20 protein-coding genes are annotated in these 23,072 nt (G+C 46.3%); 17 read left to right on the plus strand and 3 right to left on the minus strand.

The genetic code is table 11. The annotated features are described in order from the left end of the window. Positions 1 to 196: 196 nt before the first annotated feature. From FHW89_RS27195 to FHW89_RS27205, 3 genes are all read right to left on the minus strand, one after another. Positions 197 to 1,255: an alpha/beta hydrolase gene (locus FHW89_RS27195; protein WP_172338197.1), complete on the minus strand. Its 1,059-nt coding sequence runs from the start codon at positions 1,253 to 1,255 to the stop codon at positions 197 to 199. Positions 1,256 to 1,344: 89 nt separating this feature from the next. Beyond that, the gene (locus tag FHW89_RS27200; RefSeq protein ID WP_216650703.1) at positions 1,345 to 2,577 is read right to left on the minus strand and encodes a winged helix-turn-helix domain-containing protein; all 1,233 of its coding nucleotides are present in this window, start codon (positions 2,575 to 2,577) and stop codon (positions 1,345 to 1,347) included. 11 nt (positions 2,578 to 2,588) lie between these two features. After that, on the minus strand, positions 2,589 to 3,419 hold the full coding sequence (locus FHW89_RS27205; RefSeq protein ID WP_172338198.1) for a hypothetical protein: 831 nt from the start codon (positions 3,417 to 3,419) through the stop codon (positions 2,589 to 2,591). A gap of 393 nt (positions 3,420 to 3,812) precedes the next feature. Here FHW89_RS27205 and FHW89_RS27210 point away from each other — a divergent pair, with 393 nt between their 5' ends. The 17 genes from FHW89_RS27210 (at position 3,813) to FHW89_RS29240 (ending at position 23,056) form a co-directional block, all read left to right on the plus strand. Further along, positions 3,813 to 3,965 (plus strand): hypothetical protein, encoded by a 153-nt coding sequence (locus FHW89_RS27210; protein WP_172338199.1) that lies wholly within the window; start codon positions 3,813 to 3,815, stop codon positions 3,963 to 3,965. A 119-nt stretch (positions 3,966 to 4,084) separates the two neighbouring features. Continuing rightward, positions 4,085 to 5,758, plus strand: a complete 1,674-nt coding sequence (locus tag FHW89_RS27215; RefSeq protein ID WP_253952334.1) for a tetratricopeptide repeat-containing sensor histidine kinase — start codon at positions 4,085 to 4,087, stop codon at positions 5,756 to 5,758. A gap of 10 nt (positions 5,759 to 5,768) precedes the next feature. Beyond that, on the plus strand, positions 5,769 to 6,434 hold the full coding sequence (locus tag FHW89_RS27220) for a response regulator transcription factor (RefSeq protein ID WP_172338200.1): 666 nt from the start codon (positions 5,769 to 5,771) through the stop codon (positions 6,432 to 6,434). Between the two features lie 642 nt (positions 6,435 to 7,076). Beyond that, the gene (locus tag FHW89_RS27225) at positions 7,077 to 7,352 is read left to right on the plus strand and encodes a hypothetical protein (protein ID WP_172338201.1); all 276 of its coding nucleotides are present in this window, start codon (positions 7,077 to 7,079) and stop codon (positions 7,350 to 7,352) included. Between the two features lie 265 nt (positions 7,353 to 7,617). Continuing rightward, on the plus strand, positions 7,618 to 8,178 hold the full coding sequence (locus FHW89_RS27230; RefSeq protein ID WP_172338202.1) for a hypothetical protein: 561 nt from the start codon (positions 7,618 to 7,620) through the stop codon (positions 8,176 to 8,178). Then, positions 8,168 to 9,505 carry a DUF4407 domain-containing protein gene (locus FHW89_RS27235; RefSeq protein WP_172338203.1) on the plus strand — a complete coding sequence of 446 codons (1,338 nt, stop codon included), beginning with the start codon at positions 8,168 to 8,170 and terminating at the stop codon, positions 9,503 to 9,505. The genes FHW89_RS27230 and FHW89_RS27235 overlap by 11 nt, the downstream gene beginning before the upstream one ends. Then, positions 9,465 to 10,472 (plus strand): DUF4407 domain-containing protein, encoded by a 1,008-nt coding sequence (locus tag FHW89_RS27240; protein ID WP_172338204.1) that lies wholly within the window; start codon positions 9,465 to 9,467, stop codon positions 10,470 to 10,472. Before FHW89_RS27235 ends, FHW89_RS27240 begins: the two co-directional genes overlap by 41 nt. Further along, entirely contained in the window at positions 10,469 to 12,124 is a 1,656-nt protein-coding gene (locus tag FHW89_RS27245; RefSeq protein ID WP_172338205.1) for a hypothetical protein, read from the plus strand. The genes FHW89_RS27240 and FHW89_RS27245 overlap by 4 nt, the downstream gene beginning before the upstream one ends. Beyond that, on the plus strand, positions 12,121 to 12,624 hold the full coding sequence (locus FHW89_RS27250; protein WP_172338206.1) for a hypothetical protein: 504 nt from the start codon (positions 12,121 to 12,123) through the stop codon (positions 12,622 to 12,624). Before FHW89_RS27245 ends, FHW89_RS27250 begins: the two co-directional genes overlap by 4 nt. After that, positions 12,621 to 13,559 carry a hypothetical protein gene (locus tag FHW89_RS27255; protein ID WP_172338207.1) on the plus strand — a complete coding sequence of 313 codons (939 nt, stop codon included), beginning with the start codon at positions 12,621 to 12,623 and terminating at the stop codon, positions 13,557 to 13,559. The genes FHW89_RS27250 and FHW89_RS27255 overlap by 4 nt, the downstream gene beginning before the upstream one ends. A 198-nt stretch (positions 13,560 to 13,757) precedes the next feature. After that, positions 13,758 to 13,979, plus strand: a complete 222-nt coding sequence (locus FHW89_RS27260; protein WP_172338208.1) for a hypothetical protein — start codon at positions 13,758 to 13,760, stop codon at positions 13,977 to 13,979. A gap of 188 nt (positions 13,980 to 14,167) precedes the next feature. Then, positions 14,168 to 14,725: a hypothetical protein gene (locus FHW89_RS27265; RefSeq protein WP_172338209.1), complete on the plus strand. Its 558-nt coding sequence runs from the start codon at positions 14,168 to 14,170 to the stop codon at positions 14,723 to 14,725. A 58-nt stretch (positions 14,726 to 14,783) separates the two neighbouring features. Further along, entirely contained in the window at positions 14,784 to 15,350 is a 567-nt protein-coding gene (locus FHW89_RS27270) for a hypothetical protein (RefSeq protein ID WP_216650704.1), read from the plus strand. A 121-nt stretch (positions 15,351 to 15,471) separates the two neighbouring features. Next, positions 15,472 to 16,548, plus strand: coding sequence for a type I restriction endonuclease (locus FHW89_RS27275; protein ID WP_172338210.1), 1,077 nt, complete (start codon positions 15,472 to 15,474; stop codon positions 16,546 to 16,548). Positions 16,549 to 16,559: 11 nt separating this feature from the next. Beyond that, on the plus strand, positions 16,560 to 17,453 hold the full coding sequence (locus tag FHW89_RS27280; RefSeq protein WP_172338211.1) for a hypothetical protein: 894 nt from the start codon (positions 16,560 to 16,562) through the stop codon (positions 17,451 to 17,453). Positions 17,454 to 18,123: 670 nt separating this feature from the next. Next, positions 18,124 to 19,071: a hypothetical protein gene (locus FHW89_RS27285; RefSeq protein ID WP_172338212.1), complete on the plus strand. Its 948-nt coding sequence runs from the start codon at positions 18,124 to 18,126 to the stop codon at positions 19,069 to 19,071. 229 nt (positions 19,072 to 19,300) lie between these two features. Further along, complete coding sequence (locus tag FHW89_RS29240) at positions 19,301 to 23,056, plus strand: DUF5977 domain-containing protein (RefSeq protein WP_172338213.1); 3,756 nt, start codon at positions 19,301 to 19,303, stop codon at positions 23,054 to 23,056. Positions 23,057 to 23,072 lie beyond the last annotated feature (16 nt).

A 23,072-nucleotide genomic window follows, 5' to 3' on the forward strand; every position in this document is an offset into this window, starting at 1 on the left:
GGCTTCCAATTTGGGCCGGTTGGGGTTTCTGGACGGGACAATCCCATTTTTTAACTGAAAAAATAGGGATAGTTCATAAGTTTTTTTATTTGTTTAAAAGTTTGTTGCTATTTCTTCATCGCTAAACTGTTCACGTAAATCGAAAGGTACGGGAGCCAGCTACAGGTACCTTAGTGCAAATGGCCAGGAAGGGTAATTACAGCCATTTGCTAAACCAATCCAGTGCCATTTTAAAATGTTCAGTCGTGGAGGTATGGAATAGTTTAGGGGTAGTATCACGACTTATTTTGTTGGCCGCATTTTTGGAGCGGTAAGCCTGCATGGCCGACGCATAAGCGATATTGGCGCCGGGTAGCGGACAGTTTGGATCGTTTTCGGTGCCGAGAACCAGCAGGGGGCGTGGTGCTATGAGTCGTAGTAATGACGGGCAGTCAAATTCCCCGGTAATATGGGGCAGCAATTTATCCCATACTGCTTTTACATTCTGTTTGTTTACGGCCGAATCGCCCAGGTCTTTAGCCGCCTGCAGGTGTGTACCCCGGATCGTACCTGCACGCCCCTGCCATTGGTCATTAACCAAAGACCATTGAAAGCTTTGTACGGAAATATCCAGCACGATCACCCTGATCCGCGGGTCCACCGAGGCGGCAAGCCATGTTTCTATTCCGCCCATGGAGATACCACCCATGCCTATGCGGTTGGGATCGACATCAGGCCTGCTGGTGAGGTAATCGGTCACCCGCCACAGGTCAAAAGCGGTGTCAAATAAAAAGGGATGGGTTTGATGGGCCCTGTCTTTGTTTTCCCATGCAGCGGTTGCAGCGGCCACGTATTCCCTTGAACCATGCGCTCCCCCGGCGATCCGTTCACCATGAAAGCGGGCATCAATAGAGACACCCATAATACCTCTTTTAACCAGCTGGTATAAAAACTTCCTGTTATCTTCCTTTTTGCCGCCCGTGCCGTGTAAAAAAATAACCGCAGGGTATAACCGCATACCTGTAGCTGGTTTATAAATCAGGATAGGTATCCGCTCGTTCTTTTCGCTGTAAATAAAGCCGTGCTCGATGATAACCGAATCTGTTTGAATTACGTCGAAGGCGGGGTTTAACGGAACACGTGGGCGCTCCAGAAGCTTTTTGAAGTCAGCCGCCACCTGGTCGGTGGCAGGGTAATCAATTTGCTGTGCGGCAGAGGACAGTACGCGCAACACGAATAGCATGCTGACGCAAAATACTTTGATCTTAAACGGCATATGGGAATGGATTTGCGAATACAAGGTATAAAACACAGGGCTTAATTATTGTAACAATATGAATATGACTAGGGCGTCAAAGATGAGATTTACCGGAAAGCCCGGGTGATAACTTCCAGATAAATCGGGTGATTGGATTTCTTAAAGTCAACGTCCCTGCATTGGTTGAATTGGACGAATGCTTGTAATGCCCTTATTATTTCCCCGAGCCCGGTTTCGCTGAGTTCGACGGCCTCGAAGTGTAAATTATGGACGATGAATAGTTTTTGTTTACGGTCGGCTTTGGCATCCATCCGGGCAACAAAAGTATCACCCAGCAATATAGGCAAAGAGAAGTAGCCATACTTCCGTTTGGCGGCCGGTACAAAACATTCGATCTGGTAATCGAAATTAAAGAAATCCCTTAAGCGGTGCCGGAAGACATTCAGGATATCAAAGGGGGAGAGAATAAAGGCTTCGCCTGACAGCTCGATTTCCGTTTTTTGTTCGGGTAACATATACAACTGGGCATTTTTCAGCCCCTCGACGATGACCGTTTTTAGCTCACCGGCCTCGACCATTTTTTGCAGTTCTTTTTTAACCAGATTGCCTTTTACACGGCGGGCGCGCCAGGCTATTTCCTTCGCGTATCCGATGCCCAGGGCACCTAAAGTAAGGCGGATCACCTGGCGGGCGAACTCTTCGGGATCAGGTATGGTTTGATCTATATCTGCCGGGATGAGGTTGTGGGGGAGGTCATAGATTTTATGAAATGCTTTTGTGCGGCGGATCATCAACTCACCGTTAAGGTAAAGCCGTTCAAGCGCTATTTTGGCTGGGCGCCAGTCCCACCAACCCGAGCTGGCCTCCTGGCGGTCATTTTCAAAATCCCCGACCATCATTGGACCTTCGCGTTCCACCCGGTCCAATATCTGCTTCATCAGATGGCGTTCCGGTTTGGTCAGCAGTTTTTGCTGTGTGGCAAAGGCTTGCTTGACCGGTAGTGAAAAACGGAAGTCGGGCATAGGGAGATAACCGGCATCAGAGGTGAAGTATTCAAAAATCCGGCCATCTTCGGTCAATTCCGTTAACCATTCGGGCTTGTAGTCTGGTATGCGCGTGGCCATGACATGGTGATGAGCCCGTTCTACTACATAATTAGTATCCAATTGTACAAAACCCAGGTGGGTGATCAGCCGGTAAACGGCTGCTATACCCGTTCCAAACTGTGCTTTCCTGGAGAGCCCTGCGGCCTCAAGTATGATCTTGCGTGCCTGGGCTTTGTTAAGTATAATAGATTCCATTATGCTAAAATACCGAAAAATATAGATGGGATTCACCATGGGGAAGTCCATTAATGATGGTCCGGCACATGATAGATATATTTATTAAGGATATAACTGCTCAGTCGTAGCAGGTGTCTGCTGGTATCGACCGGATGGTTCCCACTGGCGGTATAAAATTCTATCCGCCCATTAATTTTGATATACCAGACAGATCCCAAGGAATGCGGTGTAAGGGTATCGGGCTGGGTAATGCGTCTGAAGTGGGTGATTTTCTGCATATCCAGTAGATAAAACGGGGTTTCACCAGGCGGTTGATTACAGGGGACGGCTTGATAATGGTCCTTATCCCAGTACATACATCCCCCCTTTATCGATGTAGATGCTGGTTTTAATATAAAATAAGTCGTGATACCAACGATGGTGGCGGAGGCTGCTAAAAGGATGAGCTTTCCGGGCTTTTTTATAGAAGGGATTAATCCTGCTGGTCCGGGAAGCTGGGATGACCGGGTATCTACGAGTTGTTCCGGTGCATCCATTTTGGGTCTGCTCAGGGCTGGCTGAGCCGGGTATGGTTCCCCCGGACGGAAGGGCCTGGGTTCGAAATCAATGAGCCAGGCCAGTAGCTCAATATTCTTTTCACTGGTCCGGCGCTGGCCGCTTTGTTTTAGATAGGTAACCAGCGGCCTGAATTTATCGGGGTCGGTTTTCCTGATCGCGTTTCTATAGCTTGCCGGATCCTCCTGCCGATCAAAAAAGGAGTGGAGTAAATTTTCGTCTTTCCGGTGATATCTTTTTTCGCAGACACGGAGGCATTCCGCTTTGAGCCGGGCGGCCGTGGGATGGCTCAGATGGAACGGGAGTTCGTTCTGCGCTTTCTTGTCGTGATAGGTTTGTAACACGAGTGCTTGATAATCAGCAAACATCTTTCAACTTTTTTAAGGTAAAGCTAAGGTAAATTCAGGAATACCGGAGGCATTTCAGGAATTCTTCCGGAATTATAGGAATTACCGGAATTCCTTGCTTTTAAGTGTTTTAGGCCCCCATACCTTTGTTTCGAAATCAGCAATGAGCCCGGTTCGCTACCGGGGCCATTTATACAAAACTGGTTTCGTCAGAGCAAAGAAAGCGGGGGCTGATAGCCGGCTTGGGAAGCAGTTAAAGGTTTCCGCGATCAATGCTCACACTTCCCAAAAAAATGTGAGAGGCGCCTCTTACGCGGTTTGCAGCGCTGTCCCCGGGAACAGTTCCCGGGGATGCCTGCAGGATTTATTCACCTTTTAAATTTTTTGAAAATGTTTGAGCTATTTTTTGCGCTCTTCCTGGCATACTCATGCCCTGCGCAACACCATAATACCCATCCGAATAATATAACCATCGTAGCCCAGGATGATACTGGCGGGGAAAACGGACATGTTCCGCCGGGGATTACACCTCCGAATCCCTAAGGTTATATGGACCAGCGTAAGGCAAGAGTGATCTTGCCTTACTTTTTTGGTGACTATCCCGCCTGGTAAGGCTCCTAATTAACAGTTTTAATTTTTTATTTTAGATCAAAATTTAACTGTTGAAAAAGCGCTTATTTCTTTTATTGCTGCTGGTGCAGGGCCTGCTGTCCTGCCAAACGAAAAATCCGCCCCCCGGGAAGCCGGTTAAAACCGCGGATTATAAAAAAGCAGAGTCTTTTTTATACCGGCAGAATGATTCCGCTTATTATTATTTCAATAAGGTCGTGGCTGTCTCGAAAGATAGCCTGCAGATCGCTATGGCCTACAATAATATGGCGGTGATCCAGTCCGACGCGGGGGATTATTTTGGGAGCCAGGAAAGCCTGGCGACCTCGCTGAGGTTTTTAGACGAGGAGAAGGAAAAAAACTATCCCTGTCTTTCCTCGGATTATAATGAACTTGGTGTGACCAATGTGAACCTGAAAAATTATGAGGCGGCGCTTCCTTTTTATGACCAGGCGATCCGGTTTACCAGGAAGGAGGCTTTCAAGCGGATTTTTCTGAATAATAAGGCTTTGGCCCTGGAGAAAAAGGGGGATTACGTGGGGGCATTGGCCCTATACCGCTCAACCATCAGCCAGACGCCGAAGAACGGAAAAGAATATGCCCGGATATTATCCAATATGGCCAGGACCCGATGGCTGCAGCGACCGGGATATAACGCGGCTCCTGAGCTATTAACGGCGCTTCGGATTCGTCAACGGGAGAAAGATCTCTGGGGGCAGAATGCCAGCTATGCGCATCTGGCTGATTATTATGCGATGCTGAAACCAGATTCGGCTTTTCGGTATGCCGGGGAAATGTATAGGGTAGCAAGGCTTATTGCAAGCCCGGATGACCAGCTCGAGGCCCTGCAAAAACTGGTCAGGCTCGGTCCCCCGGAGGCCATAAAGGGCTACTTTTTCCGTTATCAGCAGCTCAGCGATAGTTTGCAGGCTGCGCGGAACGCGGCGAAGAATCAATTTGCCTTTATTCGTTATGATGTAGAAAAAAACAAGGCGGATAAACTGAAATTCCAGCGGGACAATACGGAAAAGAAATACCAGCTTGTGCGGCAGCGTATCCTGCTTTATGGGCTTATTTTGGCGGTTCTGGCCGGGGTGGTTTTCGCCGTGTTCTGGTACCGCAAGCGAAAGCAGCGCTTAGAACTGGAGGCCCAACGGGCGATCTCGGAACATCAATTCCGGACTTCGAAAAAAGTACATGACGTAGTGGCCAATGGTTTGTACCGGATCATGTCCGAAATCGAATATCAGCACGCGATCGATAAAGAACAGTTATTGGACCGCATTGAGGTGTTGTACGAGCAATCGCGTGATATTTCGTATGAAAAGCAATCTGTCGCGGAAGATAATTTCCAGGACCAGGTGACAGCCTTGTTGATGGCTTTTGCGAATGCAGGCACCAAAGTAGGTATGGTGGGCAATGCGCGGGATATCTGGGAAAACGTTAGCGCGCCGGTCCGGGAAGAGGTACTGCACATCCTGCAGGAGTTGATGGTCAATATGGCCAAACACAGCCAGGCTGCCCATGTGGTTGTCCGGTTTGCGCGGGAAGAGAACAAGGTGGAGATTCATTATGCGGATGACGGGCTGGGCTTTCCTGCCCAAGTCACGTATGGTAACGGGCTTCGAAATACGGGAAACCGTATAGACCATATACACGGGGCTATTACCTTTGACACATCTGCGGAAAAAGGCCTCCAGATACAGGTTTCTTTTCCCGTGGCTTAATCGATCAATTATGTTCCAAAATGTATTAATTGCTGAAGATCATGAGCACACGAGTATTTCGGTGCGGAAGACGCTTGAGGACCTGGGTATCCTAAGTCCGCGTTATGCCTATTATTGTGATGACGCGCTGATGTGGGTGAAAAAAGGTATTCAGGAAGGTAATCCTTATGATTTACTGATCACCGATCTTTCTTTTGATGCAGATCACCGGGAGCAGAGGATTCCCGGTGGAGCTGAACTCATTCAGGCGGCCAAGCAAATACAACCTGATCTAAAAACCCTTGTCTTTTCGGCGGAAAGTAAGGTTGCTGTGATCGACGGCCTTTTTAAGGTGCAGGGTATTAACGGCTATGTGCGCAAGGCAAGGTATGATGCGCAGGAGCTGAAAGCCGCGATGGAGGAAATTTATAAGGGTAAGCTGCATTTTCCCGCCCATTTCCGGGAAATGAACAGACAGAAAAATGCTTATGCGTTCAGTAACCTGGACATCACTATTATTTCGCTGCTGGCACAGGGCGTGCTTCAAAAAGATATCCCGGCTTATTTAGCGCAAAATCAGATCCGGCCATCCGGTTTGAGCAGTGTGGAAAAACGATTGAACCAGATGAAAGAGGTTCTGGAGTTTTCGAAAAATGAGCAATTGGTGGCCTTCTGTAAGGATATGGGGATGATTTGATTGTTTCAGAACACTTTCTGCGCAAATATGTCACAGGGTTTCTCGTTTGGATCTACATGAGAAGGTCGTTGGTTTGAACCCAGTTTCGGGATGTCAATATCAATGTATTTCTTAACAGCTTCGTCATCTTTGCTCTTATAACTGATAGGAGCTTACGACCATCCAACCCTTTCTTTTCTTGCGCGTTGCACGCTAAACAAGGTGTTGAGGACACGGCGGTCGTTTTCGATTTCGAGCCCTGTCATCATTTTATTTTCCGGCAGAGACATGCCCAATGGCTGTTCGATAGCTTGTGGTGCGACACCCACGGATTACAATATACAAATCATTTGATAGTTCTCGGGCGCATTCCTGCTGAAGCGGTCCCATTTCGTGAGTAGTATTAGATCGATCTGATCTTTTCGACGCCTTAGATATTTTGCCAAATGGTAAAAAAAATACGAAATGTCGAAAATGCTTTTTGGGTCAGGAAATCAGAATGATTCTTACCGGGAGAAAAGGAAGTCTAATAAATGAAGTGCTGTGTCGCAAAATTAGGGTATCGAAAATAGATTCGCTGTTTTTGCTTTTACGGTTTCCCGTAAGAAAAGCCTTTCATTCCTGTATACTTTTGAAATACCATTAACGATTAAATTAATTCAAATGTCATTTACAAAAGCAGATTTACGCGGTAACTATAGCTGGATACATACTCAGGAGGATGATCCTAAATTAAAAGGTGAGCCGGATAGCAGTTTACTTAATCGTTCCGAAGGATATGAGGTATTGTATATGATTAAGAAACTGATGGCAGCGTGGGGGCTGACAACAGTGCTAGCGGGACAGAAAATAGAACGGATGATCAAAGCTCACCCGGCTCATTTAAGAAGTCAGGAGCATGTAATGAACTGGATCTATAATAATTGGAGTAGTTATTAAACCAACTGAACCAATTAAGAGATAGATCGTAATGCACGATAGTCGTGTGTCCGAATAGATATTACAACCTAAACCTTATCACAATCATGAAAAGAATATGTAAATCCGCGGCAGTGGACGCCATTTTAAGTAATAGCAAGCTTTTTTCGAACCGATCAGTTTTGTTGTCGGGGAATATCCGCCGCCGCCGTTTAAGCCAAAACCGCATATTTTTTTCTGTCATACGACCCCTTATATCAACCGTTAATGTCTTATTTATCAGTTTATGAGCAATCGTCGATCCCGGATTTTTTTGATGATATTTTGCCGTTGGACCTGGCTGGCCTGTGGATTGAAGCCTCTTCGATTTGCTGCTCTCGATACCGACCAGCGATTGCTGTTTACCGGTTCGTGTGTCCGGCTCATCTGGGATATTCGCGGCGCCTATCTGGTGAATGTTTACGTTGATGGGAAAAAGATAGGCTCCTATCTACCCAAAGACTATCCTGTTATTCCGGTACCGGCTTCCGGCAGACTGGAAGTGAAGGCCTGTGGCGTCTACGGGCGTATCCGGAGGTCATTGCATTTAACGGTCCGGGAGTTAAACTATCGCGAAGCAGGAGTGCCCATATGGACTAAATCCGATCATTTACAGCCGCCCGTGGTACAGGATTTTTTGCTCCGGTTAAAGAATCCGGAGCCCCGCACGCCGCAGCCGGTCATTTACCTGAAAGATATTTTACTGGATACACCTTATCGGAAATACCTGGAGACCGCGTTACAGGAACGCCTGATTCAGGATCAGTTCATTATGGAAAAACCAAACCCTTATTCTCATGGAAACTAATTATTACAAAAATCCCACCCCAACCTGGGTGATGCGCCAGTTCTGGAAAATATCCGGGGCAGATAGGTATATCCTGGAAAAGAGCACTTATTCGGATCAGGTCAAATATACCTGTATGGGCGGGATCGTATTGGCTACCGGTGTGATGGCCGCTTTGGCTGGTGGCTATGCGTTTTACACGATCTTTGCGCCCAAGGGGGACGCTATCGATGATATTAAAACGATCGTCCATTCGGGGCAATATGATCCAACAGATATACCGACCTTATTACTGGCTGTTCTTTTTGGCCTGATCTGGGGAGCGATCATTTTTAATATAGATCGCTTTATTGTGACGAGTACCGGAAAGGGCGATGGCACCGAAGCGATCACTAAACAGGAGTTAAAAAGCGCCCTCCCCCGCATTATTATGGGGACGATCATCGCTTTAACGATTTCCAAACCTGTAGAGATCCGGATGTTTAAAAGTGAGATCGACGCCAGGCTTTACCAGGTCCAGCTGGAAGCGCAAAAGGAATATGAGATCAAAACCCGCAAAAACTTCGAGGACCGGATCAGGGATCTGGACAGGGAAAACGCGGGTATACAAAGCAGGATCGATCAGTATATGAAGGTGATCGCGACCAAGGATTCGCTCTGGAATATCGAAACCTCCAAGGGGCAGGGCGGGCGAGGAGAGGGGGAGGGGCCTATGGCCAGATCCTATAAAGCGGAACGGGACCGGGTGGAAGCGGAAAAGGATCAGTTTACGGAAATGAATAAATCCAAGATCCAGGACATCGAAAAACGACGGTCCCGGATGAATGCGGAACTGGAAGTGGCTTTGAAAAAGAACAAGTCGGTGTCCGCGGGTTTGGATGGTCTGCTGGAAAGGATCAAGATCTCCCATGAACTGGCGCCTGGCATTTCTATTTTTATTACCCTGTTGTTCATGGCTATCGAGCTGACCCCTATATTTTTTAAGATGATGCTGATCAAAGGGCCGTATGATTACCTGGAAGAGAATATCAAAGACCTGGTCAAGGCGCAGAACGGCATAGAGATCCATCATGATTATTATAAGGATAAGGAAGGTATAGAACGGGAACTGGTCATCCAGCACGAGGTTGGACGAATGACCAGTATGAAAGCCCGGGTCATTGAAGCGCAAAAAGAGCTGAACGAATATATTATTGACCGCTGGAAGGAACAGCAAAAGGCGCATATTGATGCGAACCTGGATGCTTATGTCAGTACCATCACGCCCGACGGCATCGACATTAAGGAGCCGGAGATGACCGCAGCGGATGAAGAGAGAGACGGGATATCAGCACAGCATTCATCCTAAGGCGATGGCAGGTATCGTGGAATACTTTTGTAAACATTCCGGCGAAGATTGGTGGATCATCAATCACTGTGGGCACCGGGGTATCCGGGGTCGCTTCGCCCTGGTTGGGCTGGTGGCATTCCTGGTGGGTATGCTGAGTTTCTTATCCTGTTGGTATTCTTTTCAGATGTTGTTTGATAGCGCCTGGATGGCGATACCGGTTTCGCTTTTGTTCGCGTGGATGATCAATAATATTTACGAGGTACTGTTGACCACCTTATCCAAACCAGTATTGCGCATGAAATATCAAGGGGTCATCAAACACCTTTCCATTATTCTAAGGGTGGGTTTTGTCATTTTCTTTGCTGTATTTATTTCCAAACCGTTGGAGGCCTGGGTTTTTGAGCCCCAGCTTTCGGGTAAAGTGGAACAGCTCAAAGCAAGGCAAATCGGGAGGGCGGAAAAGGAACTGATGGCGCGATCGGCCAAAGTGGAAAAAAGGCTGTTAGCGGCCATCCGGCACAAGGAGCACCTGGGCTACCCGGCTCAGGATATCCAACCCCTACGCGACGAGCTCAGTCGCCTGATATTGGACAGGGAAAATGCGCTGGAACGTGTTAGTTTTGTGATTGGCAGGGCGGATTTCTTTGTGCAACGCTTGCAGCTGTTGGTCAGTGGCGGGTTATATATGCTGTCCTGGTTTTTTACGGTGATCGTGGTGGCCTTATTCCTGCTGCCCTTTTACCTGAAATGGCATATGGATATCTCTAACCCTTATTTTAAAGATAAGAGGGCTGTGTATGAAAATATCATTCTGCAGGATTACCAGGAATTCAAGCGGACCTATACAGACCTGTTCGAGGACCAATACCGGTTGGATATCCAGGTCGGGGAGACCTATCAGGATCCACCTTTCAATACCGAAAGAATAGTAGAAAAACGAGACCTGAAGGATCAGGAAGATTTTTTAGAACGGATTTACCGATGAGCAATTTCTGGACAGAAGATACGATCACGACCGTGCAGCGCACTTTTATCAAAGGTACGTTTACGGGGAAGTATTATGCGGAACATCGCGGGGAGTGGTCACAGACGCACAGCGAGTTTTATCATATGCATATCTATCAGGCGGAAGTCAGGCTGGAAGAAGTACGGAAAGATGAGGAAGGGGATTTTCCGGAGGTGACGGGGATGCGTTCCTTCAAGGGAACCTTTGGTCAGCCGATCAGTTGTTATGACCCGGGTTCCGGGGCATATTTTCAGCTGAACCTGGAAGAGCCGCGGATCGCGGACCCGGTACTGTCCAAAGTGATGAAAGAGGACAATGAGCACCTGGGGACCATATCCGGTACGATCTACGGTTATATTTCCAAAATACTGACCGAGCGGGTCAGGACGGAACACGTGTTGCCGGACCCGCCTCCCTTCAGTGCACCGGCTCCTCCGGTCACTGCCGCGGCTTCAACGGGTACTGGGGGGAAGGCCTGGACAAGGACGGCCAACTTTGAGTATAGCTATATCCATGGTTCACGGCATCGCCGGGATTATTACCGTCATGGGAATGGCGCTTACCGGTGGGGGGACTGGTATGCGGTGGAAACGGGATGGTCGTTTACGACCTTGATCAAAACGGTTCTGGGTATTTGCTTCATCGGGCTGCTCTTACTGTGGCTGATCAACTGGTCATGGCCGGGCCTGTTTGTTTTGGGGCTGATCTTATTGGCGGCGATCACTTCCCGTGTCGGGCGTACCGGTTGGGGAAATACTTTCCGCTCCATATTTTATGGGTTACTATGCCTGTTGTACCTGGCCGGGATCGCGATTAGTATTTTCCGGGTGTTCCAGGCCCGGCATCCTGGTGTCCCCCGGCCGGATCAGCGTACCGACAGGCGGGATTTCACCCGGACACAGCCGGTCAGGCACCGGGCTGTCCGGAAAGAGATGCAGAAAGAGGATGACGAGTGGATCATTCATCACCGGGCCTGGACCGATCAGGATGGTCATCCGTACGAGGGCGATGTCAGGGTACTCCGGTCGGCGTACCGGCGCGCGGTAGCGGAACACGAAGGGCTCAAGGATGTGCGTTCCTTATCCGATGTTTATACGGCGATGACCCTGGCGGACCGATCACGGCTGAACGGCGTATACCCTTTGTTCGACAGCCTGCGCCGGGTTAACCGGCTGGATAGCCTGCAATTCGCGCAAATGCTGGTGGGATTTGTACAGGATATTCCTTATACGACGGTAACAGAGGGTAGCTGCGGCAACAGTGCTGCCGATCTGAATTTAAGCGGACCCGAGGGACGGGTGAAAGCCTGTCTGGGGCATATCCCCTATGGTGTACAGTCTCCGGTGGAGTTCATGGCGAATTTGGAAGGGGATTGCGATACCCGGACGCTCTTTTTGTTTACTTTATTTAACCATTACCGTTACCGGGTGGCTATCCTGGGGAGCACGGCGTTTCGGCATTCCCTGCTGGGTCTGGAGTTGCCGCTGCCGGGTTCGGCGAAAATGGCGGGACCGCAGCGTTTTGTGTTATGGGAAACGACGGCGAAAGGATTTACCGCGGGGCGGCTCAGCCCGGAGGTCGATCATATGGACTACTGGGATTTTTACCTGATTAATACACTTTCATCATGAAATCATCATTTTTAATGGCCGGAGGCATTATGCTGGTGCTGGCTGTCGTATGGACTTACTTATTTGTTCTGGTAGTGACCGCTGCTTTCCGGAAAAAGCATTTTCCCAGGGAGTCGCCAAATCCGGCACAGGCGCTGGTTTTAGCCGGTAAAACATTGTCGGGTATCATCCTGATCACGGCTTTGTTCGCGCCGGTGCGGGACTTTCTGCTGGTGGTGTCTTCCCTTAATCCATGGCGCTCGGGGGCTTTCCTGAGTTTTCTGCTGATCTGTTGTTGTCTGACCGGTGTCGCCTGGGTGATCGCTGCTGTTCTGGAGGGCCTGTTGTCCCGTCAGGTGTTCAAGGGGCAATCCCTTCGGGTCGAGTTACAGCATGGTAACCTGGCCGTTGCGGTGACCCGTGTGGTTCTGCTGCTGGGTTTTGCCTGGGTTTTATGGTTTGGCCTGGGTATGGTCCTGCAGTCATTTATACCCACGCCGATGATTCCGACGATCAGATGAAAAAGTGGTTGTGCTGTGCTTTACTGGTATGGCCGCTTGCTTTATTCGGCGGACAGCGGGATACTTGTTATACGGGGATATATTTGAAAAATATGTATGATCTCCGGCCGGAGGAATATGCCTGCACGACGGATTTCTGGATGTGGTTTGATTACCGGCGTAAGGGTTTCGACCCTTTGAACAATGTCGAGCTGATCAACGCGAAACAGGTGTCCTTTGCTGATCCGTATTACGCGCGTGCTGACGGGCGTCTGTTACTGGCGAGCGAATCGTGCCGGGCGATTCTGATCCATGACTGGAAGCTGAAGAATTACCCTTTTGACCGGCAGGCGCTGCAGATTCAATTGGAAGCGGGCTTGGATACATCCAGGATGATCTTAAAGGGGCAGGCGGAGGGTTTAAAGCTGTATAGCGGGCTGGGGCTTCCAGGCTGGCATATTATCGGCTATGGGGCGAAAGAGAGCCTGGTGCATTATGATTCGGACTTCGGGGAGCGGCGTTTAAAAGGGCATAGTGCTTTTTCCCGGATCACGTATGAGGTCCGTATTCAAAGGAACAGCTGGGGGCTGTTCTTTAAATTGTTCATCGGGTTATATATCTCTTTTGCTGTGGCCGTTTTGGTGTTTTTTGTGCCGCCGGCGCGTGATCAGCGCTTTGGCTTGAGCATCGGTGGCTTGTTTGCCGCGGTGGGCAATAAATATGTTATGGACAGTAATATTCCGGCTACGACGGCCTTTTCCTTTGTAGATCAGATCCATGACCTGACTTTTTTGTTTATCCTGGCAACTTTGGTTTTATCGGTGGTCTCCCTAAGGATGGCGGAGAACGGGAAACTGGAGCGGGCGCTGAAATTTGACCGGCGCGCTGCCTGGGTGGTGCTGGGTTTGTATATGGAGATGAACCTGGCCCTGATCGCTCTGGCCACTTCGGGATGAGATGACGTCGCAGGAGCTGGAAAACGGGTGGGCCTGGAAGGGGAAAAACAGGTCAGGAGGATCGCGTTCTTATGGAGACCTTTCTTATGGAGGAAGTAGCCTGAATAGTGTCATGGTTTAGTGCTCCATATAGACACATGAGGATATATTTTGATTGATCACCTGCATTTATTAAAAGTATTATTTAAACCAAATCACATGAAAAAGTTAATTGTGCTCTTGTTGTTGGGGCTTTGTGTCCTGACCAATTGTTCTAAAAAATCCGATGTCAACACGGATCGGGGTTCCGGTAATTCCAATTGCGGTACCTATAAAAGCGGTCAGCAGCTCTATTTAGGTCCGGAGGGTGGCTGCTACTATATGAGTTCCGGGGGAAATAAGGAATATGTGGAGCGGTCGGCTTGTAAGTGCGGGCTGTAAGACAGGAACGATTATCTCATCCGATGGTTCGAAAATGGTATGGAACAGGCGGTTGACCTCGTCTCGACAATGGGGGCGTTTTTTATTGTCAGATGACCTGACGCATGGTCAATGGGTTTACGGGTTCCCGTAAAAAACACATCTCCGGACTTGATACTTTTGAAGCGTTACCTTAATCTAAATTCATCATGATAAAGTATATCCGATCAGTTATTTACCTCGTAGGTATCCTGTTACTGGCTTCTTGTGCCGGTCGTGATACGCAGATTGCTGAAAATACTTTTATTCACGGAAATAAGATCTATAAGGTAATTGATAATGAGCTCCGGGAAATAGGGGACCTGGCTGCCCGGGACATCAAGAAGTTCGAGGTTTCTAAACCCAAACAAAGGGATTTGGGGGTAAGTACCCTGAGCTTTGTCAAGCCGGGTGCATCAACCTCGCTCAAGGCTTTGTACCGGGGTAATTTTCTTTACTATAATTTAAGAGTGTCCGATCTCAATGACCTACGGGAAAATTACTCGCTCAACGGAACGCTGACGATTCAGTTTATAGATGAGTTTGGATTCATTCTGCATTCCACACAGATCCCTGTTATGGAATTGGTGGGCGTCGTCAATGATAACAACAAGGTGGAATACCTGATGTACAATGGTAAAACGGAGATGAGTACGGAAATCAACGCTGCTATTAAAACGTACAGTGTCGCCGCCAGCGTCAAGCGTAAAAGTTTATATGGATTCTAAATCGTATCACTTTCTGAAAACAGTCTATCAAATAACCTAAAACAAAATTTGTCACACCATGAAATTGTCATCTGTTAAAATGATCCAGGCCCTTATGTTATGCGGTTTTATTTCAACTGCTGCCTGGTCTCAGGAAGTCAAAAAAGAGACGAAGGTCTTTGAAACAAAAATGGATAAGTTCTCTTCCAAAACGGGGACGATATCCAAGTTTGTGGATTTCCGGTTGCCTGACCTGAAAACCGGCTATACAAACGCGGAGACCAGGATCAGGAAGTTAATGAGCGGCACGGAGTCGCTCTATTTTTATCAGATCGAGAAGAAAGGTCAATATAGCAATACGACGGCTTCGATCGAATATTCCGATTTGTTGGAAGTTATCAAAGCATTGAAAACCCTGACACAGGACGTTGAAAAGGATATCGCGGGCAATCCGGACTACCTGGAAAATAAGTTCGTCACCACCGATGGTTTTCAGCTTGGCTATTATGTTGAAAAAGGAAGAAGCACCTGGTATGTGAAACTGGAAAAGTATGGCACTGACAATACTTTGTTTATCAAAGACAGGACGGTCATTGAAAGTGCTTTCGGAGAGGCCAGGGCAAAAATTGAAGATTTAAGGAAATAAGAACAAACGTACGGATAACAGGGCGGCATTGGAATGAGGCCTGTTTTGACAACCGTGTTATCCTGCATTTAAACCTGCGGCTGAATTTTATCAGTTGCGTTGAACCTATATCACTATCATCATGGATTTTAAAGATCAAATATTACAACTCGCTGGGCGTGTCGAAAAGCTGTTACCCCAGCTGAAAACGGAAGAGGCGACCAAAAATGCGCTCATCATGCCTTTTATACAGGTATTGGGCTACGAAGTATTTAACCCTTTTGAGGTCAATCCGGAATTTATTGCGGATATCGGTATCAAAAAAGGGGAGAAGGTCGATTACGCGATCATGAAGGATGGGGAACCTACGATTCTGATCGAATGCAAGCATCACCTGGAGAAGCTGGATCCGCACAATTCGCAATTGTTCCGTTATTTCCATACGACCAAGGCGAAGTTCGGTTTACTGACCAATGGACTGACCTATCGTTTTTATACGGATCTGGACGAAAAGAACAAGATGGACAGTGCGCCCTTCTTTGAGTTTACGATCACGGAGATCAAAGAGGCAGAAATTGTAGAGTTAAAAAAATTCCATAAATCATATTTTGATATAGAAAGTATTACGAATACGGCCAGCGAACTGAAATACCTGAACGAGCTGAAGAACTTATTGAATAAGGAAATGCTGGCGCCTTCGGATCATTTTGTTTCTTTCTTTACCAAGCAGGTCTATGCGGGTGTGTTGACGGCTAAGGTTAAGGAGCAGTTCGGGCCGATCATCAAACGCTCTTTTACGGTATTGATCAGCGATGCGATCAACGAGCGGCTGAAATCTGCGCTTAACCAGGAAAAGCAAATTGAGGTGGCGGAAGCGGGTAAACTGGAAGAGGCTATGGCGACGGAGCCGGCCTCGAATATCGTAACGACAGAAGAGGAGTTGGAAGGTTTCTATATTGTGAAATCCTTGCTGCGTCAGCATGTTGAGGCGAAGCGGGTCACCTACCGGGATGCGCAGTCTTATTTTGCGATCCTATTGGATGATAATAACCGTAAAACGATCTGCCGTTTGTACTTAGGCGGTACTAAGGAATATCTGGTGGTGCTGGATGAGGCAAAAAAAGAGGTAAGATATGAGCTGCAATCCCTGGACGGGATCTATCAGCATGCGGAGGCTTTGCTGGCTGCGGTGGCGAGACTGGAAAAGGCTAAAGTTTAAATCTTAGTAGGATGTATCGGTTTAATGAATATCGTGCTGCGGTACTCCGGGATTATGAAGAACGAAAGACCGCTTGCAGTCTTTCGCATGAATTAACGCATCCAACGGCGGCGAATCTGCGGCGGGAAGCGGTTAATGCTTGTGAAAGCCGTTTCAAAGGATCTGACGAAAAGCTACTGGCTTCATTTTTTCAGCAACGCGAAGACTATACGGAATATGCACGGGTGATCAGAAGGGGAGGCGTTAATAGTTTTAGAGCACTTAGTAATCTGTTAAACGGAGAAGTCGCTGAACCCGGAGAAAGGCAAATAGAATTATTAGCCTGGTTAACCGATTTCACACCCAGGCCATACCAGGAGTACCTGAGGCTATACCCGGTTCCAATTGACATAGCCGGTCCGGTTGAGCCAGAGGATATCCCGACCGCTGTTGGAGATGATCATATTGGAACGCGAGAGGATATGATAGTGGAGCCGCCAAAAGAAAAACAAACAGGGCTGTCGGTATTGACTTATCCCTGGTATGTGATAGGGTTATCGGCTATGTTGCTGCTGGTCGTAGCGCTCGCTGTGATCTACCGACCTTTTGATGTAGGAAAATGTATACGCTGGGATGGAAAACAGTACGAGGTCGTTACCTGCGATGCTTTTCCCGGGGACCCTTCGGTCATCCCGTATGATCGTGTTAAATTGAACGACTTCAAATTGGTCCTCCGTTATGATACTTTGACCACCTATTCACTTGGAAAAGTTTGGTATGCCAAAAGAAAGGACGAATATGAGTTCTTTACTGCTGCTGGTGTCCACCCGGTGTACCGGGATGTGCAGTTGAAACCATTGAGCGATTTTATTTTGAATACCGTCGTCCGAAAAAAAAAGGCGCAGCTTCTTTTGAATGGCCATTGACTGAGCCGTTGTCAAACTATCTTCCCCAGGCAACCGGTGATTTCAAATTAATTGCAGGTAGCATAAAACGGGTTCTGCTCTTGTCGGGACTAAAAGCCAGTAATTCATTGTAATCACTGGCTTTTTGCGTCAAGGGGCGAAATTGTAGGGAATATTTTTTTAGTTGATTTGATGTTATTTGAACTTAAACAGGGATCAACTTATTGATGGATTTTCTCTTATAGCTTGTTAACACCAACCTCAGGTCATAATTATATTTAGCTATTAACCTAGCAGTTATGATGGTCAATTATGAAGAAATTATGAAGATGTGATATTCGTTGGGTTAGTGATATTGTTTATTATACTTAAAGGATATAGCTTTATTGCGGGCTAACCCACGTAAGAATTAAATAACAAGATATTTAAACCTATCACAATAATATGAATACTTTTCCCTTAGAGTTCTCCTAAAGCAATCAATCACCTGCTAACTTGTAATTAAGTAATTTAAATATCATTTAATGTGGTTGTTATTTCTTAAAGGAGATGCTGTGTTGTAAACTTTTAAAAGCTAAATCTATCTATAAATAAAGGCTTTTGAAGCAAGCATGCTTAACCTCTGTTAAGCCCACAGTGAGATCATTCTAATACTCTAATATAATCAAACCCAACCTATTCCGATTAAATCATGAAAAAAGTAAGTTTAACCATTCTTGCAATGCTGTGTATTGTGCAACTGTGTCATGCCCAATGGACAATCGCCGGCAACAATATTTACAATAGTAATACAGGAACTGTTGGTGTAGGCATCAGCAGCGGCTCGGCTAAGTTCGCAGTCTATCAATCTAGCGCTTTAGGCAGCGTAGCCAAAAACAATCTTTTGTTGAGTTCGGTGGGTGGTTCAACCACGAATAGTGTCCAGAACAATATATGGCTGGTCCGGAACGCGGCAGGGAGTGATTTTACCACCAGCAGGCTACATGATGGGATATCGATTGATGGTTCCTACATTACGCCTCAAACCGATACCCGCACCTGGTGGGAACGCGATCCGACCTCAGATATACAATCATGGGGAACAGCAGCAAACACTTATTTAACGATTAAACAAGGTAACCTGGGATTAGGAACGACAGCACCTGCAGCCAAGTTGGATGTTACTGTCGGTAGCTCCAATTTTACCAATAATATCAAATTCGGAGATACCAATCCGGGGTATCTGGCTGCGGGTACAACCGGGATATTCATGAGCAATAATGTAGGCACGCCGGTATTTACAGTATTACATATGGGTAATGTAGGTATCGGTCAAACCAATCCACAGAATAAGCTGGATGTGAACGGAACTATCCACTCAAAATCGGTATTGATCGACTTAAATGGTTGGTCAGATTATGTATTGAAGAAAGCCTATCAATTACGTCCGTTAAGCGAGGTAAAAGACTATATCGAACAAAACCAGCATTTACCAGAGATCCCGTCAGAACTGGAGATGATCAAGAAAGGACTTGATGTGAGTGAGATGAATAAGCTGTTGATGAAAAAGGTGGAGGAGCTGACATTGTATCTGATCGAACAAAACAAACGAATAGATCAGCAGCAGAAGCAGATCAATAGCTTGCTCAAAAAGCGATAAGAGTTGAGCAAACCGCAAATGATTATTACACTAAATGATTTATAATTTTTATATGAAATTTGATCAATTTAAAACAGTCTCAAAAAGAGCTTTTCTATTAAGACTACTGACCCTTATCGGGATTTGTATAGTCAATAAGGCATTTTCCCAAACAGACCAGTCGATTATTCCTAAGGTTTTTCACGAGGCGCCCAATTCGGCTTCCTTAAATAGATATGGGGACTATCCTGTGAATCTAAGTACAGGCGTACCAGCCATTACGATTCCACTATATGAAATAACAAGTGGAGGCTTTAAAATCCCTGTTACATTGAGCTATCATGCCGCTGGAAATAAAGTAACTGACTTGGCCAGTTGGGCCGGATTGGGCTGGTCTATTGATGCGGGTGGAGAGATTTCCAGGAGGGTACAGGGCGGTCCGGACGATAATTCTAATGGATATCTGCACGGTCATTTGCGTGACGCATCTACGATATCCCCATGTACGAATAATGATGATGTCATTTATTTGATTAGTAACTCCTCCGGGGAATACGACGCTTTGCCGGATATCTTTTCCTATAATTTCCCTGGTGCCGATGGGAAGTTTTTTCTGAATGGACAAAACAATTACCAGCCAACTTTAATCCCGTTTGCTCCGGTTAAAGTAAACAGGAATCCAAAACCAAACGACCCTAGCAGTATTGCTTCTTTTAATATTACCGATGATCATGGGAATATTTATGATTTCGGCACTACAGGAGCAATTGAAAATACAAACTCTTTTTCGGGAGGGGTCTCTACTCAAAGTCAATCAGCATGGATGTTAGAACGGATGCTGTCACAGGACCGGAGGGATACGGTATTCTTTAATTATGTAAATTCTATCGTAACCACCCCTCCGGAAACATCAGAATCATTAACCGTTGACGATGCGGTGAGTAGCGTTGGCTTGCCAAGTGCGCCCAATCCATATTTCGAAAACAAAGGGACACTCAACCCGGTGAGTTATGAAGCATCCACAGTCAATGAAAAGCAAATTAATAGTATATTATTTAAAAATGGCAAGGTATTATTTCATCAAAGCGATGCCGATCGTCAGGATCTATTGACCTCTTCCGGGGTGAAAAGTCTGAAAGATATACAAGTTTACGCTTACGATTATAAGACTAAGGCATACCAGTTGCTAAAAACCATTAAATTTTTCCAAAGCTATTTTATCAAAGACAATGATGCGACAACACAACGCTTGCGATTGGATTCTATCCAAATTTTAAATGCTCAGGGTCTGAGTATCCAGCACTACCGTTTTGAATATAACCCTTTGCCTTTACCAAAATATACTACGTTTGGTAAAGATTACTGGGGCTATTACAATGGAAAAGATGGGCAGAGCTCGCTTATCCCGCAACAAACAGTTGAATTCAGTAATTCCGGGGCGGGTACCATAAGCACGTATACGATTGGAAGTGATACACCCAATGGCAGGGACCCGGATTCAGTATACATGCAGGCGAGCATCCTGACAAAGATATTTTATCCGACAGGGGGGTACACAACATTTAAATATCAGACAAACCAATACAGGGATACTGATGGAAGTACTAAACTGGCGGGAGGATTAAGAGTTACTTCTGTTAATAGTTTTGATGGTGTCAGTCCCTATCCATTGAGTAAGACCTATCAATATTATAGTCCGGTAAAGAATTTTGTTCTAAATAATTATTTCTTTACGATAACCCGGCAACATAAGTATTGGGCAGGAAGTAACGACGGAGAAGTTGTCGCAGGTAGAAAAAGAAGTCGTATTTTTATGTCTGCCCCTACAAATCAATTGTTGCCATGGGATGGTAGTCCGGTAACATATACGCAGGTGGTGGAATACCAAGGGAATGGGGTGTATAACTCTGGTAAATCAGTGTATAATTTTACCTGGAGTAATGATCTGAATGCTGCCAGAGCTACGGAGAAGCCCTTGGCAAGTAGTTTCTTTTTTTTACGTGGTTTGTTGTTAAGTAAATCGATATATAAACATTTACCCAGTAATAATTATCAGATCGTAGAGCGGGAGACTCATAAATATACCGCTTTTCCATTAACCTGGTATAACAATGTTGGCATCGCTTCAGTGAAACAGGTGGTTAATGAAGGCGGGGCAGGTGGGAGTTTTATGCATGATGCTGCCGGAGAAGAAGGTCAGGATTGCCAATACTGGCAGTTTGCCCGTTATGATATCCCTTCTGATGATAATTATCAGATATCGAAAGTAGTAAACGTATATGATCAGAACGACACAACCAAATTTACAACCGATACCGTAAAATATTATTATGATAACATTGTTCATCAGCAGGTAACGCGGGAAGTTCATACAGACAGCAGAAATAAGGTGACCGCAAGCCGGGTTAAGTTCCCGGCGGATTACATCCCGTCAGGAGGCTCCGGTACCGGTAACGCGGTGTTGGATAAAATGCTTGAAATCAATATGCAGGCTTTCCCTATTGAAAGCTGGGATACACTTAAAAATGCAACGGCAGGCATCATATCCGGGCAAGTAAATTCATTTTCCATTGCCAAGGGAAAAATGGGGGCAGTTGTGCCGGATAAGATCCTAAAATTGGGTATTATAAAACCTTTAAGTGATTTCACTCCTTCCGGTATATCCGGCGGACAGCTGGTATATGATAACCGGTATATTCAGAAAATAAGTTTCGATGCATATGATACAAAAAACAACCTGACCAGATATACGGTAGATACGAAAACGCCGACAAGGATCATATGGGATTATTTGAATGATTTGCCGATTGCAGAGGTCGTAAATAGCCCGGATACAGCAGCTTATACCAGTTTTGAAGCCGATGGAAAAGGTAACTGGGCCTATAGCGGTGTTCCCATCGCTGATAATACAGCTCCATCCGGGAATTTGGCTTATAACTTATCCTCCGGATCAGTAACTTTTAACGCTTTAAATAATACGAAACCCTATAGTATTTATTATTGGAGTAAAACGGGTTCTGCGAGTGTAAACGGCAGTACAGGAACGATGGTTATGACCAATAGCAAAGGATGGAGCTTATTTAAACATAGTCTGGCCCCGGGAATCGCCACGATCACGATGAGTGGTAATGTGATTATTGATGAATTAAGGATGTACGCTGACGGAGCACAAATGAAGACCTATACCTACAGACCATTAATCGGGATTGGCGACATAACGGATGCGAAAGAGAATACACAGTATTTCGAATATGATGACTTTCAAAGACTAAGCAATGTCAGAGATACTCATGGTAATATAATCAAGAATGTCGCCTATAATTACGCGGTCAACAAAACGCTCCCCCAGGAAATATTCTTGAGTGCCCCGGCTCCCGGTACATTCACAAGGACTAATTGTGGCACAGGGCAGATTGGTTCCCAGGTGTCCTATACAGAACCTTATGGGAAATTTACATCCACGATCTCGCAGGCAGACGCGGATCAGCAGGCCCAAAATGCATTAGCCATTGATGGCCCTAACTATGCAAACACCACGGGTACCTGTAGAACGCCCTATCTGAACGCGGAGACATGGCACGATTATCAGAAGAATAATTGTGGGGTGGGATTGGCAGGGTCCACTGTAAGATATACGGTTCCTTTAGGCACTTACAGCTCATTAATTTCACAAGACGATGCAGATCAGCAAGCCCAAAACGATATCGCGCAGAATGGTCAAACCTACGCGAATAATAACGGCAGCTGTCCTAATGGCACTGATATAGCACAATGGCATATCAGTGCATCGGTTCCTTCTTCAACGGGACATACGATCAATGTAACGGTTACACGGCCAGCGGGAGATATTAATAATGTAAATACAGCTAATATCAGGATTCCGGCTAAGAGCTTTACCGGTATCGTCACGATGCCATCCGGTTCAACCAGTGTCACCAAAACGTTTACTTTCGCCACGGCGATCGGCACATCATCGGTAAGTGTATTTTTAGATTCGATCAACTAATTAACCTAAACACGTA

The sequence above is a fragment of the Mucilaginibacter sp. SG564 genome, assembly GCF_013149275.1.
GTDB lineage: Bacteria > Bacteroidota > Bacteroidia > Sphingobacteriales > Sphingobacteriaceae > Mucilaginibacter.

Bases quoted from the DNA above. Each gene is read 5' to 3' on its own strand.
- FHW89_RS27285 (WP_172338212.1), top strand. From the start codon at position 18,124: ATGAAAAAAGTAAGTTTAACCATTCTTGCAATGCTGTGTATTGTGCAA.
- FHW89_RS27195 (WP_172338197.1), bottom strand. From the start codon at position 1,255: ATGCCGTTTAAGATCAAAGTATTTTGCGTCAGCATGCTATTCGTGTTG.
- FHW89_RS27250 (WP_172338206.1), top strand. From the start codon at position 12,121: ATGAAATCATCATTTTTAATGGCCGGAGGCATTATGCTGGTGCTGGCT.
- FHW89_RS27245 (WP_172338205.1), top strand. From the start codon at position 10,469: ATGAGCAATTTCTGGACAGAAGATACGATCACGACCGTGCAGCGCACT.
- FHW89_RS27270 (WP_216650704.1), top strand. From the start codon at position 14,784: ATGAAATTGTCATCTGTTAAAATGATCCAGGCCCTTATGTTATGCGGT.
- FHW89_RS27225 (WP_172338201.1), top strand. From the start codon at position 7,077: ATGTCATTTACAAAAGCAGATTTACGCGGTAACTATAGCTGGATACAT.
- FHW89_RS27265 (WP_172338209.1), top strand. From the start codon at position 14,168: ATGATAAAGTATATCCGATCAGTTATTTACCTCGTAGGTATCCTGTTA.
- FHW89_RS27230 (WP_172338202.1), top strand. From the start codon at position 7,618: ATGAGCAATCGTCGATCCCGGATTTTTTTGATGATATTTTGCCGTTGG.
- FHW89_RS27220 (WP_172338200.1), top strand. From the start codon at position 5,769: ATGTTCCAAAATGTATTAATTGCTGAAGATCATGAGCACACGAGTATT.
- FHW89_RS27280 (WP_172338211.1), top strand. From the start codon at position 16,560: ATGTATCGGTTTAATGAATATCGTGCTGCGGTACTCCGGGATTATGAA.
- FHW89_RS27275 (WP_172338210.1), top strand. From the start codon at position 15,472: ATGGATTTTAAAGATCAAATATTACAACTCGCTGGGCGTGTCGAAAAG.
- FHW89_RS27255 (WP_172338207.1), top strand. From the start codon at position 12,621: ATGAAAAAGTGGTTGTGCTGTGCTTTACTGGTATGGCCGCTTGCTTTA.
- FHW89_RS27260 (WP_172338208.1), top strand. From the start codon at position 13,758: ATGAAAAAGTTAATTGTGCTCTTGTTGTTGGGGCTTTGTGTCCTGACC.
- FHW89_RS27235 (WP_172338203.1), top strand. From the start codon at position 8,168: ATGGAAACTAATTATTACAAAAATCCCACCCCAACCTGGGTGATGCGC.
- FHW89_RS27240 (WP_172338204.1), top strand. From the start codon at position 9,465: ATGAAGAGAGAGACGGGATATCAGCACAGCATTCATCCTAAGGCGATG.
- FHW89_RS27210 (WP_172338199.1), top strand. From the start codon at position 3,813: ATGTTTGAGCTATTTTTTGCGCTCTTCCTGGCATACTCATGCCCTGCG.
- FHW89_RS27200 (WP_216650703.1), bottom strand. From the start codon at position 2,577: ATGGTGAATCCCATCTATATTTTTCGGTATTTTAGCATAATGGAATCT.